Annotated in this window: 17 protein-coding genes; 10 read left to right on the top strand and 7 right to left on the bottom strand. The window is 64.5% G+C overall.

Translation table 11 applies throughout. The features are described 5' to 3' along the window. Positions 1–38 precede the first annotated feature (38 nt). Positions 39–500 (bottom strand): TerB family tellurite resistance protein, encoded by a 462-nt coding sequence (locus KUV74_RS20650; protein ID WP_261395632.1) that lies wholly within the window; start codon positions 498–500, stop codon positions 39–41. 135 nt (positions 501–635) lie between these two features. Here KUV74_RS20650 and KUV74_RS20645 point away from each other — a divergent pair, with 135 nt between their 5' ends. Together KUV74_RS20645 and KUV74_RS20640 are read left to right on the top strand one after the other, a co-directional pair. After that, positions 636–1,103: a DUF3592 domain-containing protein gene (locus KUV74_RS20645; protein ID WP_222517269.1), complete on the top strand. Its 468-nt coding sequence runs from the start codon at positions 636–638 to the stop codon at positions 1,101–1,103. A 130-nt stretch (positions 1,104–1,233) separates the two neighbouring features. Next, positions 1,234–1,854: a TetR/AcrR family transcriptional regulator gene (locus tag KUV74_RS20640; protein WP_045993008.1), complete on the top strand. Its 621-nt coding sequence runs from the start codon at positions 1,234–1,236 to the stop codon at positions 1,852–1,854. Between the two features lie 72 nt (positions 1,855–1,926). Here the strand turns inward: KUV74_RS20640 and KUV74_RS20635 are convergent, their stop codons facing one another. The 3 genes from KUV74_RS20635 to KUV74_RS20625 all read right to left on the bottom strand — a co-directional run bounded on the left by KUV74_RS20635 (position 1,927) and on the right by KUV74_RS20625 (position 5,153). Further along, positions 1,927–2,571 carry a lysozyme gene (locus KUV74_RS20635; protein WP_222517268.1) on the bottom strand — a complete coding sequence of 215 codons (645 nt, stop codon included), beginning with the start codon at positions 2,569–2,571 and terminating at the stop codon, positions 1,927–1,929. Between the two features lie 393 nt (positions 2,572–2,964). After that, positions 2,965–4,272, bottom strand: coding sequence for an ArgE/DapE family deacylase (locus KUV74_RS20630; protein ID WP_045993009.1), 1,308 nt, complete (start codon positions 4,270–4,272; stop codon positions 2,965–2,967). A 182-nt stretch (positions 4,273–4,454) separates the two neighbouring features. Beyond that, the gene (locus KUV74_RS20625) at positions 4,455–5,153 is read right to left on the bottom strand and encodes a GntR family transcriptional regulator (RefSeq protein WP_222517267.1); all 699 of its coding nucleotides are present in this window, start codon (positions 5,151–5,153) and stop codon (positions 4,455–4,457) included. Positions 5,154–5,411: 258 nt separating this feature from the next. Here KUV74_RS20625 and KUV74_RS20620 point away from each other — a divergent pair, with 258 nt between their 5' ends. The 6 genes from KUV74_RS20620 (at position 5,412) to KUV74_RS20595 (ending at position 13,441) form a co-directional block, all read left to right on the top strand. Further along, on the top strand, positions 5,412–7,109 hold the full coding sequence (locus KUV74_RS20620) for an ABC transporter substrate-binding protein (protein ID WP_261395630.1): 1,698 nt from the start codon (positions 5,412–5,414) through the stop codon (positions 7,107–7,109). A gap of 95 nt (positions 7,110–7,204) precedes the next feature. Continuing rightward, positions 7,205–8,185, top strand: a complete 981-nt coding sequence (locus KUV74_RS20615; protein ID WP_045993011.1) for an ABC transporter permease — start codon at positions 7,205–7,207, stop codon at positions 8,183–8,185. Continuing rightward, positions 8,182–9,015 carry an ABC transporter permease gene (locus KUV74_RS20610; protein WP_045993012.1) on the top strand — a complete coding sequence of 278 codons (834 nt, stop codon included), beginning with the start codon at positions 8,182–8,184 and terminating at the stop codon, positions 9,013–9,015. The genes KUV74_RS20615 and KUV74_RS20610 overlap by 4 nt, the downstream gene beginning before the upstream one ends. Positions 9,016–9,018: 3 nt before the next feature. Beyond that, the gene (locus tag KUV74_RS20605; protein ID WP_222517266.1) at positions 9,019–10,791 is read left to right on the top strand and encodes an ABC transporter ATP-binding protein; all 1,773 of its coding nucleotides are present in this window, start codon (positions 9,019–9,021) and stop codon (positions 10,789–10,791) included. Beyond that, entirely contained in the window at positions 10,791–12,221 is a 1,431-nt protein-coding gene (locus KUV74_RS20600) for an FAD-binding oxidoreductase (protein WP_222517265.1), read from the top strand. Before KUV74_RS20605 ends, KUV74_RS20600 begins: the two co-directional genes overlap by 1 nt. 98 nt (positions 12,222–12,319) lie before the next feature. Further along, the gene (locus tag KUV74_RS20595; protein WP_222517264.1) at positions 12,320–13,441 is read left to right on the top strand and encodes a pyridoxal phosphate-dependent aminotransferase; all 1,122 of its coding nucleotides are present in this window, start codon (positions 12,320–12,322) and stop codon (positions 13,439–13,441) included. Between the two features lie 306 nt (positions 13,442–13,747). On the opposite strand, the gene KUV74_RS20590 is transcribed toward KUV74_RS20595, so the two are convergent. Beyond that, positions 13,748–14,575: a 2OG-Fe dioxygenase family protein gene (locus KUV74_RS20590; RefSeq protein WP_222517263.1), complete on the bottom strand. Its 828-nt coding sequence runs from the start codon at positions 14,573–14,575 to the stop codon at positions 13,748–13,750. Positions 14,576–14,872: 297 nt separating this feature from the next. Between KUV74_RS20590 and KUV74_RS20585 the strand changes: the two genes are divergently transcribed. Continuing rightward, on the top strand, positions 14,873–16,690 hold the full coding sequence (locus tag KUV74_RS20585; RefSeq protein WP_222517262.1) for a putative bifunctional diguanylate cyclase/phosphodiesterase: 1,818 nt from the start codon (positions 14,873–14,875) through the stop codon (positions 16,688–16,690). Positions 16,691–16,907: 217 nt separating this feature from the next. Next, entirely contained in the window at positions 16,908–17,711 is an 804-nt protein-coding gene (locus tag KUV74_RS20580; protein WP_222517261.1) for a lipopolysaccharide biosynthesis protein, read from the top strand. Between the two features lie 174 nt (positions 17,712–17,885). Here the strand turns inward: KUV74_RS20580 and KUV74_RS20575 are convergent, their stop codons facing one another. Together KUV74_RS20575 and KUV74_RS20570 are read right to left on the bottom strand one after the other, a co-directional pair. After that, positions 17,886–19,229, bottom strand: coding sequence for a UDP-glucose dehydrogenase family protein (locus tag KUV74_RS20575; protein ID WP_222517260.1), 1,344 nt, complete (start codon positions 19,227–19,229; stop codon positions 17,886–17,888). 168 nt (positions 19,230–19,397) lie between these two features. Further along, entirely contained in the window at positions 19,398–20,396 is a 999-nt protein-coding gene (locus KUV74_RS20570; protein WP_222517259.1) for an NAD-dependent epimerase, read from the bottom strand. Between the last annotated feature and the right edge of the window lie 35 nt (positions 20,397–20,431).

The following is a 20,431-nucleotide window of genomic DNA, read 5'->3' as shown; positions in this document are numbered from 1 at the left end:
CATATGCAGAAAAACTTATTGTAGCGTCAAGACTTTCGCTACACACCCTCGGCGCGATTCTGTTCGACGATGCGGGTGCGCACGAAGTCCGAGTGGCTGACGTGCAACAGCTCCGCCAGGGCGCGGATACGGTGTTCCTCCAGGGCATCCTTCTCGCCGTCGGCAAACGCCAGCGCCCACATCTGCTGTACCAGCGCGACCCGATCCTGGTAGCCGGTGCGGTCACGCAACTCACGCACGAAGCGGTGATGATCCACCGCACCCTCGGCCTCTTCCCGAGCCAGTGTCATCAGCTCGTCCAGCGCTTCGTCCTCGAGTTCGAACTGTTCCTTGAGCTGGCTGCGCATCAGATGGATCTCGCTGTCATCCAGGCGGTAGTCCGCACGCATCACCTCGCACAGCAGCACCGCCGTGGCCAGTGACAGGTCCACCCTGGACGACGCATCCTCTTGCTGCGCCACATCATTGATCCAACGCTTCAGGGACGCCATCATCGTCATCGTGTTTTCCTCGTTGTTGCGCCTTCCAAGAGTTGCGCTTTCCGGGAGTTGCGCCTTCCAGGAGGCTCATGAACCGCCCGTGACGGCGCCCCCTGCTTCGCCCTCGACATTCATGGGCTCATTCGGAATACCACCATGCCTCATCCGCTGCTGATCGTCTCCCTCGCCGCTCTGATCGGTGCCGTCATCGCCGGCGTCGGCGCGTACAAGGTCCGCGACGTCAACCGCTGGCCGACCGCCGAGGCCACCGTGACCCACGCCGAGATCCGGCTGGCGGAAGCCCAGCGCCACCAGCGCGAGCGCGACGATCAGCAAAGGCGCTACCTGGCATTGCTGCGCTTCGAAGCCACCATCGACGGTCGGCGTATTCAATCCGACAACGCGGGATTCGATGGCGTTCCCTCCTTCACCCGACAGGAAGACGCCGATGCCTACATCGCCGACTATCCCGTAGGCAGCGTCGTGCGTGTGCGCTACTCACCGCGCAAGCCTGAGCTGATGCATCTGGGCAACGCCTCACTGCCCTGGGGCCGCATCGGCCTAGCGGGTTTCCTGCTGGTGGCAAGCCTCGGCGCCTTCGCACTGTTCTCGTTCAAGACCTGAATCACGCCTCACGCCCACTCGCTGTCGCCAGCCCCCGTACAACCTGGCGTTGAAACATGGATGTGTAATGCAGACTACAATCGTCCCGACAGCCTGATATCGCCCCCTCCTGGATTGATGGAAAGCCACGATGACGTCCGCAGATTCATGCTCTACACCGAAGGGCGAGGCCCGCCGCCAGCGGCTGCTGGCCGCCGCCCGCGAGGTATTCCTGGACAAGGGCTACGCCGGCGCCAGCGTCAATGACATCGTCGCCCGCGCGGGCGGCTCGCTAAGCACCCTCTACAAGCTGTTCGGCAACAAGGAGGGGCTGTTCACCGCGGCCCTGGAAGCCCAGGCGTCCAGTGTCTGGTGTCGACTGGGACAGGCCGGCGAGCGACCGCCGCAAGAGGTGCTGGAGGAGCTTGCCCGAGACCTGATCGACCTGGCGCTGCCAAACGCCAACATCCGCCTGATTCGCGGCATCGCCGCCGAGGCCGAGCGTGCCCCGGAGCTGGGAGCACTGTTTCTCGATCACGGCCCGGATCGTACCCGCCGTGAACTGGCCGACTACCTGCGCGACCAGCATGCCCGCGGCAAGCTGGTGGTAAAGGACCCGCGCACCTCGGCCGGCTTGTTTACCGGCATGGTGCTCGGGGAATGGATGCTCGATTCGCTGGTCGGGCGCCCACCCTCGCTGACACTGGAGGCGAGAGACCACCGCGCACGCTACGCGACCGAGCTTTTTCTGGCGGGGCATGCACCGACTTGAAGATAGGGCTGACTCCTTGCCCCACCCCGCTTCGGGCACCTCTTCTAGCGGGCTCCCTACAAGAAAACTTGCCTAGATGTCAGGCCCGTAGTCACCCTCTTTAAAGATGCGCCACTCCTCGGCGCGACGCCGCTCCAGCCCTGGCATCACCTCGCCGCCAGCGTACTTCCAGGCAAGCCACGCCTGTTCAAGCGTCGCGTAGGGGGTCACGGTACGGGAATCACACAGCATGGCCACCAGTGAAGAGTTCGAAAATGCCGCCAGTCCGATATTGAAGGCCAGCAACACCAGGGCATCGAACTGGTGCTGACGAAGACCTCGCGCGCCCACCCAGGGACGACAGGCCTCGAGGCGATCGAGCACCCCAAGCTCCACGTGCTGCAGGTCCTGGCGCAACAGTGACTCCGCCCACTGCTTGTCGATGCCATTGGCAAACCACGGCCACTGCTGCCGAATGATCAGATGCCCCACACCGATCGTCGCCCCCTTCTGCCAGTGATGGATGGGCGCTCCGCTCAGGTCGAGATAGGGCATCAGCCGGCAGCCCTCGGCGTTGATCAACCATCGTCGCCCTCTCGGGCTCAGGCGACCGGGCGGAGGACTGACCTCCGCGTCGATCGCATCGTAGAGCGAAACCGGTCTCGGCCCTGTACGCCTTGTCCCGCTGGCTGCGGGATTCTCCTCGGGGTCATCCTTCCCGCCCACTTGTGTTGCCATGCCACCCTCCCTGCCAATTGACGCGGGCTCTGCATGAAAGGTCGACATTCCTGAGCCCGCTCGTGCAGCACCCGCCGCTCCACTCCATGGAACAACGCTTTTAGAGTGGCAGCCTGCTGACGGCAAAACCCCGACTCAGGACAACAGAAACCGAGTCGTTCGGCGGTCACAGACGAAAGTGCTCGACCCAGTCAACCTTAATGGGTCGAGCTTGAGGCGAGGAATTTGGCGGGCGGGTCTTGCGGGCGGGTCTTGCAGACAGGCCCGCGGGTCAGGCTTTCGCGCTGAGCGTGCAGGCTTTGCTTGTGGACCGAGCGAGAAGGCCGGGCTTGCACGGCGAACGTGAGGGCCCGGCCAGGGCTGGCCGGGCCAGCGCTGGCCGGACTATGGGTATCACTGCGGACAGGTATCGGAAGCGACCTGGCCCTCGGCCCAGCGCCCCCAGCGATACAGAAATAGCGCGTAGGCCTTGAGGGTGTGCTGGATAGAAGCAATCTCGACCCGCTCATCGATGCCATGGATGCGTTCGGCCACGGGCCCGTAGCAGGTCCCGGCGATGCCGTGTCGATTGAGCGCGCGCAGATCCGTGGTGCAGGTCAACGCCACCGAGGGCAGCTCCTCACCGGTCAGGGCACGATGACAATCTGCCAGCAGGGCGACCCCGGGGCTGTCGGTGTCGACGTGGTGGCCCTCGGAGCGAAAGCCGTGAAACTCGACGTCCAGCCCGGAGATGCCCGGGCCCAGCGAGGCGCTGGCCGCCTCGACGCAGCGCCGCACCTTTTCCATGATGTCTTCCACCCGGACTTCAGGCGCGAAGCCGATACGCCCCTCCAGGGTCGCCCGGGACGGCACGCTGGACGCCCAGTTGCCCCCTTCGATCTTGCCGATATTCAGGTTGAAAGGGTGCTCGATCTCGTCATAGGGCGGCTCGCGCCCGGCGTTCAGTTCCGCCTCCAGTGCCTTGAGCGGCGCCACCACCGACTGGATCGCCTCGATGGCATTGGCCCCGGCGGCGGTATCCAGCACGTGGGCCGGCACCCCATCCAGCGACACCTTGAACCACAGGGTGCCGATCTGGGCCGTGGTCAGGGTCGCCCCGAAAGGCTCTGGAATCAGCGCAAAGTCGCCGCGGCCGTCTCGTGCCAGGCAGGCCAGCGCACCATGGCCGGTGCATTCTTCCTCGATCACCGTCTGCAGCGTCAGCGGAAAATCGATCTCGAGCCCTGCCCGCTTCATCGCCGCCACCGCCGTCACCATGGCGGCGATACCGGCCTTCATGTCACCGGCGCCGCGCCCGTAAAGCCAGCCATCCTCCTGCCAGGCTTCCCAGGGCGGACGAGACCACATCGACAGCGGCTCCGCCGGCACCACGTCCAGGTGGCCGTTGAAGATCAGGTGCGGCCGGGACGAGGTGCCGTTGATCACCGAGATCAGGTTGTGTCGGTCGACGCCCCTGGCCACCGGTGCCTGCTCGGCATCTGCGCCTTTCTCGGGCAGTGGTACGCGCTCGACAGGCAGCCCCATGTCCAGCAGATGGCTTTCCATCACCTCAAGTACCCCGGCCTCCGCCCCCAGTACGCTGTACTCGCGCACCAGAGCGCTGGTCAGGGCAAGGGTCTCCGGCATCAGTTCGTCGCAGGCATCGAGCAGCCGCCGTTCGTTGGCGTCCAGGGCATCGGTGGATAGTTGTGGTGTCGTCATTGACGGCAAATTCCGCATGTTAAATGTGTTTTACGCTTACTAGTTATGCACCTTCGAGCACCTGCAGCACAAGCCCACCGCACCCGATACAGGCTCTAGCCGCGGCCCTGGGCCCACCGTTCGACCAGGACTTCCCTCACTATATTTGAGCCACGACGTCACTCCCGACGCCGCCCACTCGTTCAGCCACGCGCCACCCCGGCGTGATCGGCCAACCGCTCGATCACCGAGTCCCTGGCCACGCCAATATGGTAGTCCACCTCGTCCCGGCAGCGCTGAGGATCACCGCTCTTTAGTGCCTCCAGCAGCCGCCAGTGGGAGGCGGCGATGCTTTCGGGGGTCTCGTGGGTACGGGTGATCAGGGTGATGCACAACCGCAGCTCGAAGCTCAGGTCGTCGAAGGCACGTGCCAGGCGGGCGTTGTCGGCCAGCTCGAACACAAGGCGATGAAAGGCCAGGTCCTCCTCGATCTTGAGCCCCTCGTCATCACCGGCGGCGACCTCGCACAGACGACTGATCTGCCGATGCAGACGCTGCTCGGTATCCGCGTCGAAGCGCGTCATCACTCGCTCGAAGGCGTGGCGTTCCAGACCGATGCGTAGATCGAAGACATCGCTCAGCTCGGCCACATCCAGGGTACGCACGAAGAACCCGCGCCGCGGTCGCGATACCAGCAGGCCACGGCTCTCCATCAGCCTGGCGGCCTCGCGTACCGGGGCCCGGCTGATGCCGAGCTCCGCCGCCAGCCCCGCCTCCGACAACCGCTCGCCCGGTGCGAAGCGCGAGGCCAGGATCGCCTCGGTCAAGTAGTCGACCACCTGGTCCACCAGGTTGCGCTGAACCACGAAGGGCGCGGCTGAGGGGTCCCGAGGATTGGCCATGCTCGACTCCCGTAGTTGGCCTGAAGGGTCATACCCCAGTATGACCGCATCCTGCGTCGAACAACAGTCGATTGCCGACTGTCGACAGTTTGTGCCGAGGCTGCTAGGTTCTAAAGGGCTTACGGAAATCCCCAACAACAACAGTCCCGGAGCTGGCCTCAGCGACGCGAAAGCCCGGCAACAGCGCACTGGCGGCGCTTTCTGCCCCTGGCTTCACGCACCTCTGGCAACACCTCCGGGCCACCAAGGTGCCCTGATATGACCTCGAACTCCCGCCACCCCCGCGTCGCCTTTCTGCCATCTTGCTCGCCGCTGTCCCCCTCGCCCCGGGCAAGCTCGACTCAGGCACGCGCCTCTCGCTTCAACGCCTCCCTGCTGACGCTGGGGCTCACCGCCCTGCTGCCGCTGGCGGCCACCCCGGCGCTGGCCCAGGACGACGGCCAGGACGCCCAGCAAGAGGCCACCCAGGAACCCCAGCGGGGCGGTGTCATCGACACCATCATCCAGCCGGAGCCGCCGGGCCTGGTGCTGGGCATGATCCAGAACGCCCCCACCCGCACGGTGGCCGGCAACATCTACGAGGGCCTGCTGCGCTACTCCACCGACATGGAGCCGATGCCGCAACTGGCCAAGAGCTGGGAGGTCAGCGAAGACGGCCTGACCTACACCTTCCACCTTCAGGAAAACGCCAAGTGGCATGACGGCGAGGCCTTCACCGCCGAAGACGTGGTGTTCTCCGCCGACGTCTTCCACCGTGACTTGAATCCCAGTGCCCGTGCGGTGCTCGAGCACGTCGAGAGCATCGAGGCGACCGACGACCACACCGTGGTATTCACCCTGAAGAAGCCCTTCGGCCCCTTCCTGATCTCGTTCGAGGCCGGCACCTTCACCATGGTGCCCGAGCACATCTACGCCGGCACCGACTTCCGCAACAACGAGGCCAACAACCATCCCATCGGCACCGGCCCGTTCCAGTTCGACAGCTGGGACCGCGGCACCGTCATCAAGCTGACCCGCTTCGATGACTACTACGAGGAAGGCCTGCCCTACCTCGATGGCATCAACTGGCACGTCATCCCGGACGGCGCCTCCCGCGCGGTGGCCTACGAGAACGGTACCGTCGACGTGCTGCCCTACGGCACCGTGGAGAACTTCGACGTTCCCCGGCTGACCGCCATGGACAACACCTGCGTGACCGAGAAGGGCCACGAGTACTTCAGCCCCTTCGCCATGCTGTGGATGAACAATCGTGAAGGGCCGACCGCCGACAAGCGCTTCCGCCAGGCGGTGATGTACGCCATGGACCGCGAGTTCGCCCGGGACGTGCTGTGGAACGGCACCGGCAAGGTGCCGGCAGGGGCCTTCGGTTCCAACGCCAAGTTCAATGACCCGGACCTCGAGGGCTACAGCTACGACCCGGACAAGGCCGAGGAACTGCTCGACGAGATGGGATACGACGGCGAAGAGGTGCGTCTGTTGCCGATGCCCTACGGTGAAACCTGGAGCCGCTGGGCCGAGGCAGTACAGCAGAACCTCAAGGAGGTGGGCATCAACGTGCGCACCGAGGCCACCGACGTGGGCGGCTGGAACCAGCGCCTGGGTGAGCGCGACTACGACCTGGCGTTCACCTACCTGTACCAGTACGGCGATCCGGCGCTCGGCATCTCGCGGACCTACCTGTCCACCAACACCGAGAAGGGCTCGCCCTGGAACAACGTCGAGGGCTACCAGAACCCCGAGGTGGATGAGCTGTTCAACGCCGCCGCCACGGCCTATCCGGACAGCGAGCGTGAGCGTCTCTACCACGAGGTGCAGCAGATCCTGCTCGAGGACGCACCGCTCGGCTGGCTGCTGGAGCTCGGCTTCCCGACCATCTACCGCTGCAACGTCAACAATCTGGTGACCTCTGCGGTGGGCGTCAACGACGGCTTCAAGGACGCCTGGATCGCCGACTGAGCCAAAAACGGCGATACGGCGCGGCCCACCACGGGCCGCGCCAGCCCTGATTTTGCTGCTGCCATCACCACAGGCTTACTGCCCGGGACCTCACCATGCTCTACGCCCGCCTGATCATTTCACGACTGTTGAAGGCCGCCATCGTGCTGCTGCTGATCGTCGTGTTCAACTTCGTGCTGATCCAGCTCGCCCCCGGCGACCCGGCGGCCATCCTGGCCGGGGAAGCCGGCGCCGCCGATGAAGCCTTCATCGCCCAGCTGCGCGAGCAGTTCGGGCTGGACCAGCCCATGTATGTCCAGCTGTGGCACTACGTGTCCGGCATCCTGACCCTTGACTTCGGCTACTCCTACCGCCAGCAGATGCCGGTGCTGGACCTGATCCTCGACCGCCTGCCCGCGACCCTGCTGCTGACCGGCACCGCCTTCGTGCTGTCGCTGGTGCTCGGCATCCTCGCCGGCTCCATGGCCGCGATGCGCGTCAAGAAAGCCTCTGGCTCGCTGATCATGGCGCTGGCCCTGCTGTTCTACGCCACCCCGTTGTTCTGGGTGGCGCTGATGGCGGTGGTGCTGTTCTCGGTGTACCTGGACTGGCTGCCCGCCTACGGCATGTTCACCGTCGGCGCCAACCTGGAAGGCCTGGCCTACGCCCTGGACGTGGCCAAGCACCTGGTACTGCCGGCCACCACCCTGGGCCTGTTCTTCATGGCCATCTATACGCGCATGACCCGCGCCTCGATGCTCGACGCCGCCCAGCAGGACTTCGTCAAGACCGCCAAGGCCAAGGGCCTGGCGCCGAGGGTCATCCAGCGCCGCCATATCCTGCGCAACGCCCTGTTGCCGATCATCACCCTGGCGGGGCTGCAGGCCGGCCAGATGGTCGGCGGCGCCATCCTCACCGAGACGGTGTTCGCCTGGCCGGGTATCGGCCGACTGATGTACGAGGCGCTGATGCAGCGTGACTACAACCTGCTGCTCGGCATCTTCTTCTTCTCCGCCGCCCTGGTGATCCTGTTCAACATCGCCACCGACCTGGTCTATCGACTGGCCGATCCACGCATCAAGGGGGCCGCCGCATGAGTTTCTTCGCCCGTTTCGCCCAGAACCGCGGCGCCCTGGTGGGACTGATCATCCTGTGGGCGATCATCCTGATGGCCGTGCTGGCCCCGGTGCTGTTCCCCGAATCCCCCTGGCGCATGGTGCAACGCCCCTTCCTGCCGCCGCTGGCCCAGGACGGCTTCTGGCTCGGCACCGACACCATGGGGCGCAACGTCGCCGCCGGGCTGATGCACGGCGCCTGGGTATCGCTGCTGATCGGCCTGGTATCCACCGCCGTGGCGCTGGCCATCGGCGTGCCGCTTGGCGCCATCGCCGGCTACTACGGCGGCCTGGTGGACGACGCCCTGATGCGCTTCACCGAGTTCTTCCAGACCATCCCCAACTTCGCCCTGGCCATCGTGCTGGTGGCGATCATGCAGCCCAGCGTGACCTCCATCGTGCTGGCCATCGCCATCGTCAGCTGGCCGCCGGTGGCCCGCCTGGTGCGTGCCGAGTTCATGTCGCTGCGCCATCGCGAATACGTCGAGGCGGCGCGCCTGGTCGGCCAGACCAACACCCAGATCATCCTGCGCCAGATCCTGCCCAACACCCTGTCGCCGATCATCGTGCTGGCCTCGCTGATGGTGGCCACCGCCATCCTGCTGGAGTCGGCGCTGTCGTTTCTCGGCCTCGGTGACCCCAACGTGATGTCCTGGGGCTACATGATCGGCGCTGCGCGCACCGTGATTCGCCAGGCCTGGTGGCTGTCGTTCTTCCCCGGCCTTGCGATCCTGTTGACCGTGCTGGCGCTGAACCTGGTCGGCGAAGGGCTCGATGACGCCCTCAACCCCAAACTCGCACGGGAGCGCTGAGCCATGAACACCTTTGACAACAGCACCACCGGCACCAGCGCTTCCACTGCATCGCGCAGCGAACCGGTGAAGGTGCCGAAGGGCGCCACCGCCGGCGATCTCTGTGGCGATCTCTGTGGCGATCTCAGCGGCGATCCAGCCCCGGAACCGATCCTGCGCATCGAGGGCCTGAGCGTCGCATTGCCCGCCGGCGCCGATCGCGAATACGCCGTGGAAGAGCTGTCCTACGAAGTCAGCCCAGGCGAGATCCTGTGCGTGGTGGGCGAATCCGGCTCCGGCAAGTCCATGGCCGCCAACACCGTCATGGGCCTTCTGCCCAAGGGCGTGCGCCCGGTGGCCGGGCGGGTGATGTTCGAGGGCGAGGACGTGCTGACCCTCGACGAGAAGCGCCACCGGGCGCTGCGCGGCAAGAAGATCGGCATGATCTTCCAGGAGCCGATGACCGCCCTCAACCCGCTGATGCGTATCGGCGACCAGATCGCCGAGGTGTTCGAGGCCCACGGCGAACTCAAGGGCGCCGAACGTCAGGCCCGGGCGCTGGAGCTGCTCAAGGAAGTCCGCCTGCCCCAGCCCGAGCGGGCCATCCGCGCCTACCCCTTCGAGCTCTCCGGCGGCCAGCGCCAGCGGGTGATGATCGCCATGGCGCTGGCGCTGGAACCGAAGCTGTTGATCGCCGATGAGCCCACCACCGCGCTGGACGTCACCACCCAGGCGCAGATCCTCGAGCTGATCGCCGACCTGCAACGTCGCCACCATATGGCGGTGATGTTCATCACCCACGACTTCGGCGTGGTCGCCGAGATCGCCAACCGAGTGTGCGTGATGCGCCACGGCCGGATCGTCGAGATCGGTCGCCGTGACGAGGTGCTCGACAACCCCCGTCACGACTATACCCGGGCGCTGATCGAGGCCATTCCCAGCGACGCCGCACCGCCCGAGCGCGAGCCGATGGCGCCGACGCCGATCCTCGAGGTACGCGACCTGAACCGGGTGTTCCGCTCCCGCGGCGGGCTGTTCAAGCCCTCCCGTGAGGTACGCGCCCTGGACGAGGTCAGCTTCACGCTGTCACGCGGCGAGACCATCGGCATCGTCGGCGAGTCGGGCTCCGGCAAGTCGACCCTGGGGCGCTGCGTCGTGCGTCTAGAGCGCCCCGACAGCGGCGAGATCCTGCTCGGCGGCGAAGACCTGTCCGCGCTCAAGGGCGACGCCCTGAGGCGCCAGCGCCACCGGGTGCAGATGGTATTCCAGGACCCCTACGCCTCGCTCAACCCGCGCACCCGGGTGGGCATGGCCATCGCCCAGGGCCCCATCGCCAACGGCGTGCCCCGCGACCGGGCATTGGCCAAGGCCGACGAGCTGCTCGAACTGGTGGGGCTTGGCGGCAGCGCCGACCGCTTCCCTCATGAGTTCTCCGGCGGTCAGCGCCAGCGCATCGGCATCGCCCGTGCCCTGGCACTGGACCCGGAGTTGATCGTCGCCGATGAAGCGGTGTCGGCGCTGGACGTATCGATCCAGGCCCAGGTGCTGGAGCTGCTCGAGGATCTGAAGCAACGCTTCTCGCTGTCGCTGCTGTTCATCACCCACGACCTGCGCGTCGCCGCCCAGATCTGTGATCGCATCATCGTCATGCAGAAGGGCCGCATCGTCGAACAGGGCAGCGCCCAGGAGGTCTTCACCCGACCTCAGGCCGACTACACCCGCGAATTGCTCGCCGCCATTCCCGGCCGCGACAAGACCACCGATGACAAGACCAGCAAAGAGGAGACCACCCTCTGATGGCCGTCACCTCCCAGCAATTATCGCCGTCACTTGCCACGCTGATCGAGACACTGCGCGAGCGCCTGGGCGCCGCCCAGGTGTTGACCGGCGACGACGTGGCAAGCCGCCAGGTGGACTGGCTGAGCGGTGCGCCCTGTCGCGCCGCGGCCATCGTGCGGCCCGGCACCCCCGAGCAGGTAGCAGAGGTGCTCGCCCTGTGCCACCAGGCCCGCCAGCCGATCGTCACCCACGGCGGCCTGACCGGGCTGGTCCACGGCGCCGAGGCGGCCCCGGACGAGCTCGCGCTGTCACTCGAGCGTCTTGCCGCCATCGAGGAGATCGATCCGGTGGCCGGCACCATCACCGTGCAGGCCGGCGCGCCGCTGCAGAAGGTCCAGGAGGCCGCCCGCGAGGTCGGCATGCAGTTTGCGCTCGACCTGGGCGCCCGGGGCAGCTGCAGCATCGGTGGCAATATCTCCACCAACGCCGGCGGCAACCGGGTGATCCGCTACGGCATGATGCGCCAGCAGGTGCTGGGGCTCGAGGCGGTGCTGGCCGATGGCCAGGTAATCAGCGCCATGAGCCCGATGCTCAAGAACAACGCCGGCTACGACCTCAAGCAGCTGTTCATCGGCAGCGAAGGCACCCTGGGCGTGGTCACCCGGGCGGTGCTCAAGCTGCAGCCGGCGCTTGGCGACACCCGCACCGCGCTGGTCGCTTGCCCCGACTTCACTTCAATGACGTCGTTGCTTGCCCACCTGCGTGACGGCCTTGGCGGAAGCCTCGCCGCCTTCGAGGCCATGTGGCAGAACCACTTCGCCCTGATCACCGAACAGGAACGTCATCAGCCGCCGCTGGACACCGACGCGCCCTACTACGCCCTGGTCGAGTCCCTGGCCAACGACGAGGATCACCACCGCCAGCAGTTCGAGGCGGCACTCGAAGCGTCCGTCGAACAGGGCTGGGTGGTCGACGCCGTGATCGCCCAGTCGGAAAGCCAGCGAGACAAGCTCTGGGCGATTCGCGATGATATCGAAGGACTGGTGGAGGCGCTCTCGCCGATCATGGCCTTCGACGTCAGTCTGCCGATCGGCGAGATGCAGGACTATGTCGCCGAGGTTCAGGCACGCCTCGAGGCCCGGTGGCCACAGGTGCGCCTGGCGGTGTTCGGCCATCTGGGCGACGGCAACCTGCACCTGTCGGTGGGTGTGGGCAGCGACGATCCGGACACCCGCCACGAGGTCGAGGCCTGCCTCTACGAGCCGCTGGCCCGGGTCAAGGGATCGATCTCCGCCGAGCACGGCATCGGCCTGGAAAAGCGCGACTGGCTGTCGATCTCGCGAAGCCCCGAGGAACTCGCATTGATGGCGACGCTCAAGCGCACCCTCGACCCCCATGGCCTGCTCAACCGCCACAAGGTGGTGCCCTGGACCGCGCCACAGACCTGACCGGACCTGACCTATTGCATGAGCCGCTGTCGTAACGCTCTCGGACCACCCTCTGACACGCCTCCGCACCCTTCAAGCCAACTCCCACAGGACATCCCATGGCATCCGATACCCCCACCTTCGCCGACCACCTCTACTCCCCGGGACCGGACAACCCCTTCCCTGGCATCTGGGTGCTGAAGCGCCGTATCGGCAAGGAGATCCCCCACCGTCTGGGCTCCAACGAAGGCCTGGACATGCCCCATCGCGCCCTGCGCGAGCACTTCGGTGACGCCATGGTCGAGCACGTCTACTGCTACGGTGACTCCGAGGCCCTGGGCGTGCGCGAACGTCTCGTCCAGCTGCACGGCTTCGACCTGGACACCCTGCTGGTGGACGCCGGCTGCGACAGCCTGCTGGCGCTGGTGCTGCGGGCCACCGCCCCCGCCGGTACCAGCGTGGTCAGCTCCGCCGGCACCTACCCCACCTTCGGCTACTTCGCCAAGGGCCAGGGCTGCCGCCTGATCGAGGTCGACTACGAGGAGACCAGCGACCACCTGGCGCCGGACATCGACGCCCTGATCGACGCCGCCCACCGCCACCACGCTCGGCTCGTCTACCTGGCCAACCCGGACAACCCCACCGGCTTCGTCCATGACGAGGCTACGGTCACGCGGTTGCGTGACGCCCTGCCTGATGACTGCTGGCTTCTGCTGGACGAGGCCTATCACGACTTCCGCGACGACGCCACCAAGCCGAGCTTTACCCGCGCCCTGCCGGGGGTAATTCGCTGTCGCACCCTGTCCAAGGCCCACGGCCTGGCCGGGCTGCGCGTCGGCTACGCCATCGCCGAGCCCGACACCCTGGCGATGCTGATGAAGGTGCGCATCCATTACGCGGTGTCGACCCTGAGCCTGGCCGCCGCCGAGGTGGTGCTGGACCACCAGGACGAGACCGACGCCCACATCCAGGCGGTGCTGGAGCGCCGGGCGCGCCTGGCCGAGCACTTCAAGGCGCTGGGCGCCGACGTGCTGGAGAGCGGTACCAACTTTATCGGCATTCGTCTGGCCGACGCGGAACTGGCCAAACGAGTCAACGCCGACCTGCTGGACGAAGGCAAACTGATCGCACGCCCGGCTCACCCGGCCCTCGGCCATGTGCTGCGCATCACCGCCGTGGCCGACGCCCTTGAGCCCGGGCGACTTGCCCGCCTGGAGCAGGCGGTGCGTGAAGGAGTCTGAGCCCAAGACTGAGGCGATGGAAAGTCAGTTTCCAGGCAAGGTTTCGATGGCAGGCGAGACCTCGATGCCAGACAGGATATTAACGGCAGGCGAGCTCTCAATAGCAGAGAATATCTCAACAAAAAGTACCGCCAGGCGACCGAGGTCGCCTGGCGGTAATGCTGGGGTGATGTAAGCGCCTTAAGCCCTATCGCATGCCAGCATAGCAAGCGGCTGGCCCGGGCCCTCGACCCGAACCTCGCCACGGACCCTTAAGGTCGGTGAAACGCCACCGACGCCACCACCTTGCCTGGTGGACGCCGGCCTTCAGCTGGCGCTCTCCAGTATCGCTTCGTTCAACACCGCCTGGGGGAAGTGGCGGCGCAACATGCGATTCTGGAACTCGTCCACGAAGCATGCGTTGATGATGATGATAAAGCGCTCGAAAGGGGCGCTTGGCTCGCACTGGGTAATCGCATCGACGCTATGGAACAGGCGATCGTCACGCAGGTGCAGCACCTCCCCCGGCGCCAGCGTCACCCGGCTGACTTCCTGCTGGCCGCTCTTGTCCCGATACAGGGTGTTCACCGCCCCGCTCACGTTGTCGCGGTTGAGCACCACGATGCTCAGGTACTTGCAGCCGTCGGCGTGGATGCCCTGCCCCTGCAACGGATCCACGGTGCCGTCACCACGTACACCCGTGATCTGCATCAGAATGGGCGCGCGGCGCTCGAGCCCCCATAGCTCCGCCCAGGCCTTGACGAACGCCTTGACGTCCTCGCGCTCGGTAAACTCGGGCAACAGCGGCTCGTAGTAGCGCAGCCGATCCGCCATGCTGGCAGCGTCATTGAAGCGTCCCCCCTGGGCCATGGGGCACTCGCCCAGGGTTTCGACCTCTCCCTCGTCGTTCAGGTGCAGCCAGGACATGCGCTTCCAGCGGCGATTGACGTAGGGGTCCCGCGGCAGGTCGCCGAGAAATGACTGCCAGGCGGACAGATCAATATGCGACAGGCGCGTCTTGCTCCAGGACTGAGAGGCAACCTCCTCTAGGACAGAGAAATCCCAGTACCCGGATTCAGGAATCCGGAGCCCAACGTTGATCGTCTCGATGGCGGCAAGATGCCTATCTTGTGCGACTTTCTGCGCTATTTTCATGTCATTAACCTCGGTTTTTTGCACAAACATGTGCACTTCATGGATGTTGCATATGCAACACCGAGGATCATGTGGAGCGCCCACACAGCGGTCAAATACCGCGAACGAAGAAACTTCGTTGACCAACTTGCTGCCAAAAGAGAGTATCTGCGACGTTTATTCCGATAATGGAAAAACTCATTCCGGCGTTTGGTACTCGCTGCTAGCGACAATTTGTACGACACTGCCGATATATGCGGATTCGTTACTTTTGTTCGGGCACACCCTCTGGCACACCTCGCTGCCCTTGCTCAGGAAATGACGCCATTGCACATCGGTGACAGATTCCACGCACCGCGCTCGACCGCTGCCGATGCCGGTAGCGGCGCAGAGAACGCCCTCCCGCTGCCGTCCCTGACGCTCAGCGACTGGCGCTTTCGTGAACTGCTGATGAGCCTTTCGCGCGTCGCGGTGCAGGGGTATGACAGGGACAGGCGCGTCATCTACTGGAATGGCGCCAGTAAGGCGCTGTATGGCTACAGCGAGCAGGAAGCCCTGGGCAAGCGTCTGGAACAGCTGTTGATACCGGAGGCCATGGTGGACGCGGTGATCGATGCTCACCAGGCGTGGGTCTACCGGGGCGTGGAGATCCCCGCCGAAGAGCTCGAGCTCAAGCACCGTTCCGGCGCCAGCGTACCGGTCTTCTCCCACCACGTGATGCTGGGCCGGGAGACCGACAATCCGCTGATGTTCTGTATCGACATCGATCTGGCGGGTGAGCGCAAGGCGCGTCGTGATCTGGACTACATGACGCGCTTCGACCGCCTGACCGGCCTGCCCAACCGCCACGCCTTCGAAATCGAGCTCAAGCGGACCCTGGCAGAATGTCGGCGCCACAACGACAGCCTGTTGATCCTGTTTGTCGACCTCGACCACTTCAACGAGATCAACGACACCCATGGCTACGACTGCGGCGACAAGGTCATCCGCCAGGCCGCCAACCGCCTGCAGGCCTTCCGGCGCAGCGATGACCTGCTCTGCCGCTTCGGTACCGATGAGTTCGTGCTGGCCCTGCCCCAGGTGGACATGGCCACAGACGCCATACAGGTGGCAGAGCGCCTGCTGGAAAGCCTCTCCCGCCCGATGCGGGTGGACGGCCGCGAACTGAGAATCCACGCCTCGATCGGCATCAGCACCTTTCCCGACAATGGCAGCGAGGTGCAGGAATTGGTGGGCAGTGCCGACGCCGCCAAGACCAGGGCCAAGCTCACCGGCCGCAACACCTACCAGTTCTTCAGCCCCGAGGCCCACGCGGCGATGGTGCGCCAGCACACCATCGCCGAACGCCTGCAGCGCCTGCTCGACCAGGACGGCGGCGGCGAGCTGGCCCTGGTCTACCAACCCCAGGTGGCTGCCGCCAGCGGCCATATCGACTCCCTCGAGGCGCTGCTACGCTGGACGACCCGGGACGATGAAGCCATCTCCCCCGCGGAGTTCATCCCGGTAGCCGAGCGAAGCGAACTGATCAAACGCCTGGAGAACTGGGTGCTGCACAAGGTGTGCGAGCAGCAGCGCCAATGGCGCGCCGAGGGCGACCGCCAAGTGCGGGTGGACGTCAACGTCTCCGGGCGTCACGCGGTCATGCCCGGCATGTTCGAGGCCTTCGCCTCCTGCGTCGCGTCATACGGCCTGGGGCCTCGCGAGATCGGCATCGAGCTCACCGAGAATGTGCTGATCGAGGCCGGCCAGGACGTGCTGGACAGCCTGCGCAGACTTTATGACCAGGGTTACAAGATCGCCATCGACGACTTCGGTACCGGCTTCTCATCCATGAGTTACCTCAAGGTGCTGCCGATCACCGCGCTCAAGATCGACCGCACCTTCGTCGCCGAGTGCACCCAGGACCCAAGGGACAGGGCGATCATGGAAGCCAGCATCTTTCTTGGCCACCGCCTCGGTCTCGAGGTCGTCGCCGAAGGCGTGGAAACCGACGAGCAGCAGGCGTTATTGCAGGAAATGCGCTGCGACCTGCTCCAGGGCTTCTACTACCACCGCCCCATGGATGCCGAACTGGCGGCGAGGTTGTTGCGTGCCGACAAGTCGGCACTTTCACCAACAGGCAAAATGAGTCACTAGGCGCGCCCTCGTCAGGATGCCCCACTTCTCACCAACCATTGCGCACCAGCCCTTTCATAGCCTCATCTTGCACGCAGGCGCTTGCGCGATACAGCGGCTTCTGTATCCTCTGCAAGGCACCTCGCAATGAATTGTGCCATCAACTTTCTACATAACATTGAACACTCCGCCACCGACTTCTCGGACACGGCGAAGCGCGAGCAAGGACCCCACTGCAATGGCAAACACCCCCACCCAACCTCCGGAGCACTACTATCCAAGGCCACCGGCGGATGACGAGATATCGCTGGTCGATATCACCCTGATCCTGGTCAGGCGCTGGAAGATGATGGCTGGGGTGTTTGTGGTCATCGTGCTGCTGGCGCTCGCCTTTGCGCTGACCAAGGCCGACAGCTACCGCTACGTGTCGGTCTACCACGTGGCCGAACGCCACCCCAGCGGTGACGCCGGTGTCGGGTTGCTGGAATCCCCAGAAAGTGTGGTCGCCAAGATCGACAACTACTACTTCGACATGGTGACAAGCCAGTTGCTGGAGGAAAAATCCCTCGACAGCCTTGGTTTCGAGACCACCGCCAAGTCGCCGGAAAACGTGGCTTTCCTGACCCTCTCCTCGGAGGCTGGAGAGGATCGCGCCGAACTGGTTACCGAATATCACCAGAGGCTTCTGGACACGGTAAAGGCCGACCAGGATGAGCTTGTCGCCAAGCGTCGCGAGACACTGGAGCAGCAGCTCGCCAGCGCCAACGAGAGCCTCGAGGCCGCGAAGCAGTCAACTTCGGAGAGTGCCGCCGAACTGGTGGCCACCTACACCGGAAATGTGGTCGACCTCGAAGAACAGCTGGCTTACCTCGCCGAAGGCAATATTCAGCGCGTAGCAGCCCAGAGTCGCGAGCCTGTAGGAACCAGCAAGGCCCTGATCATGGCTCTCGCCATCGTGCTGGGTGGCATGCTGGCGGTGATGGCCGCCTTCCTGGCCGAATTTGCCGGCACGGTACGCAAGGCGTCAGCCTACAAGGACTAAAGTCCTTTCGCTCCCGCCAGGCGGACACCAGCGCCAATAGCAAAACGCCCCGAAGGCCAAGGCCTTCGGGGCGTTTTTCTTTCGGGCTATTTTCTTCGAGCTAGCAGGCAACGCGGGTTACGCTTCGCCTGCTGTAAAACGCTTTCCGGATGGCGCCTTCTTCTACAGCGTTCTTTACGCAACGCCCTCAAGCGAATCACCACGACCGACGGCGTAGTACATCAGCCCGGCCTGGCGCACGCTTTCGGGGTCGTAGAGGTTACGGCCATCCACCACCACCGGCATCGACAGCTGGTCCTTGAGCCAGGGGAAGTCCAGCGAGCGGAACTCCTTCCACTCGGTGCAGATCACCAGGGCGTCAGCCCCCTTGACCGCCTGGATGCGATCCCCCGCCAGCATAAGGTCTTCACGCTCACCGTAGATGCGGCGAGTCTCGCCCATGGCCTCAGGGTCATAGGCCTGGACCCTCGCGCCGGCTTCCCACAGGGCCTCCATCAGGGTACGGCTGGGGGCGTCACGCATATCATCGGTATTGGGCTTGAACGACAGCCCCCAGATGGCGATGGTGCGGCCCTTGAGGTCGCCGTCGAAGGCGTTGGCTAGCTTGGCAAATAGTGTCTGCTTCTGGCGCTGGTTTACCGCTTCCACCGCCCCCAGCAGTTCGGCCTCGTAGTCCACCTCTCGGGCGGTGCGAGCCAGAGCCTGGACATCCTTGGGGAAGCAGGAGCCGCCGTAGCCACAGCCAGGGTAGATGAAGTGGTAGCCGATCCGCGGGTCGCTGCCGATTCCGCGACGCACCTGCTCCACGTCGGCGCCAAGACGCTCGGCCAGGTTGGCGATCTCGTTCATAAAGCTGATCTTGGTGGCCAGCATGGCGTTGGCTGCGTACTTGGTCAGCTCCGCCGCCCGCACGTCCATGAACATCAGCTTTTCCTGCAGACGGATATAGGGCGCGTAGCACTCCCGCATCAGCTGCTTGACCTTGTCGGAGTCGGTACCGACCACGATACGCGCACCGTGGGCAAAGTCCTCGATGGCCGCGCCTTCCTTGAGAAACTCAGGGTTGGAGCAGACGTCAACGTTCAGGCTGACACCACGCTGCTCTAGCTGGGACTCCACCATCGCCTTGACCCGATCGGCGGTGCCCACCGGCACGGTGGACTTGTCGACCACCACCTTGTCGTCCTGCATATGCTCACCGATGGCCTTGGCCACCGCCAGCACGTACTGCAGATCTGCGCTGCCGTCCTCATCCGGTGGAGTGCCCACGGCGATAAACTGCAGCACACCATGGTTGACCGCCTTGGCGGCATCGGTAGTAAACTTGAGCCGCCCCGCCGCCACATTGGCCTTGACCATGGGCTCAAGGCCCGGCTCGAAGATCGGGATCTCCCCGCCTTCGAGGCGTGCAATCTTGTTCTCATCCACGTCCATGCAGATGACATCGTGACCGACGTCCGCCAGGCAGGTCCCGGTGACCAGACCCACGTAGCCGGTGCCAAAAATGGTGATCTTCATCCCTTGTCACTCACTCACTGAAATTTTTGATCGGCAAAGGATAGCAATCCCGCCCTGCAAATGGCACAGCCGTTTCCTTGCATGGGTCAAATGGGATAGCGAGAGCACCTGCAGGCACAACCTATCGCCCTTTGCCCCCCCTGGGCTGACACATGTCTGACACATGGCTTACACCGCGTAGAACTGGCGATACCAATCGACAAAGCGCTTGACGCCTTCCTCCACCGGCATCTGCGGGCGATACCCGGTTGCCTGATACAGCGCCTCGGTGTCCGCCCAGGTACGCGGCACGTCACCCGGCTGCATGTCCTTGTAGTGGCAGATCGCCTCTCGCCCTACCGCCTTCTCAATGGCACGAACGAAGTCCATCAGCGACACCGGACTACCACAGCCAATGTTGTAGAGCGCGTAGGGGGCAGAGGCCGTATCGGTGGTGACCTCGGTGCTGCCACGAGGGGTCGGCACCACGTCCAGCACGCGTACGACGCCCTCGACGATATCGTCGATGTAGGTGAAGTCCCGGGACATGTCGCCATGGTTGTAGACGTCCATGGGCCGACCTTCCAGCACCGCCCGGGTAAACTTGAACAGCGCCATGTCAGGACGCCCCCAGGGGCCATAGACGGTAAAGAATCTGAGCCCGGTGGTAGGCAGGTCATACAGGTGGGAGTAGGTATGGGCCATCAGCTCGTTGGCCTTCTTGGTGGCCGCATAGAGGCTGATGGGGTGGTCGACGTCATCGTCGGTAGCAAAGGGCACCTTGTCGTTGGCCCCGTAGACCGAGCTGGAGGAGGCGTAGACCAGATGCTCTACCTTGCCATGGCGACAGCCCTCCAGCACATTGAGGTGCCCCACCAGGTTGGCATCCGCGTAAGCGTGAGGGTTCTCGAGCGAATAACGCACGCCAGCCTGCGCCGCCAGATGGATAACCCTGTCAAAACCTTCCTCTTTGAACAGACGCTCTACGTGCTCACGATCAGCGATATCCAGACGCTCGAAGCGGACATCCTCACACTTCTTAAGATCGGCAAGGCGCGCCTCCTTCAAGGACACATCGTAGTAGTCATTCAAGTTGTCGACACCGACCAGTTCGTGTCCCTGACCACTCAACCGCTTGGCAACCGCGTGACCGATAAAACCCGCCATCCCGGTAATCAGAATCTTCATATGTACACCTGTTCCAAAACTGGGCCAATTGTAAC

Origin of the sequence: Halomonas sp. DP1Y21-3 (assembly GCF_019801245.1) — a bacterium.
Taxonomy (GTDB): domain Bacteria; phylum Pseudomonadota; class Gammaproteobacteria; order Pseudomonadales; family Halomonadaceae; genus Halomonas; species Halomonas litopenaei.
This window is presented reverse-complemented; position numbering and strand designations above follow the sequence as displayed.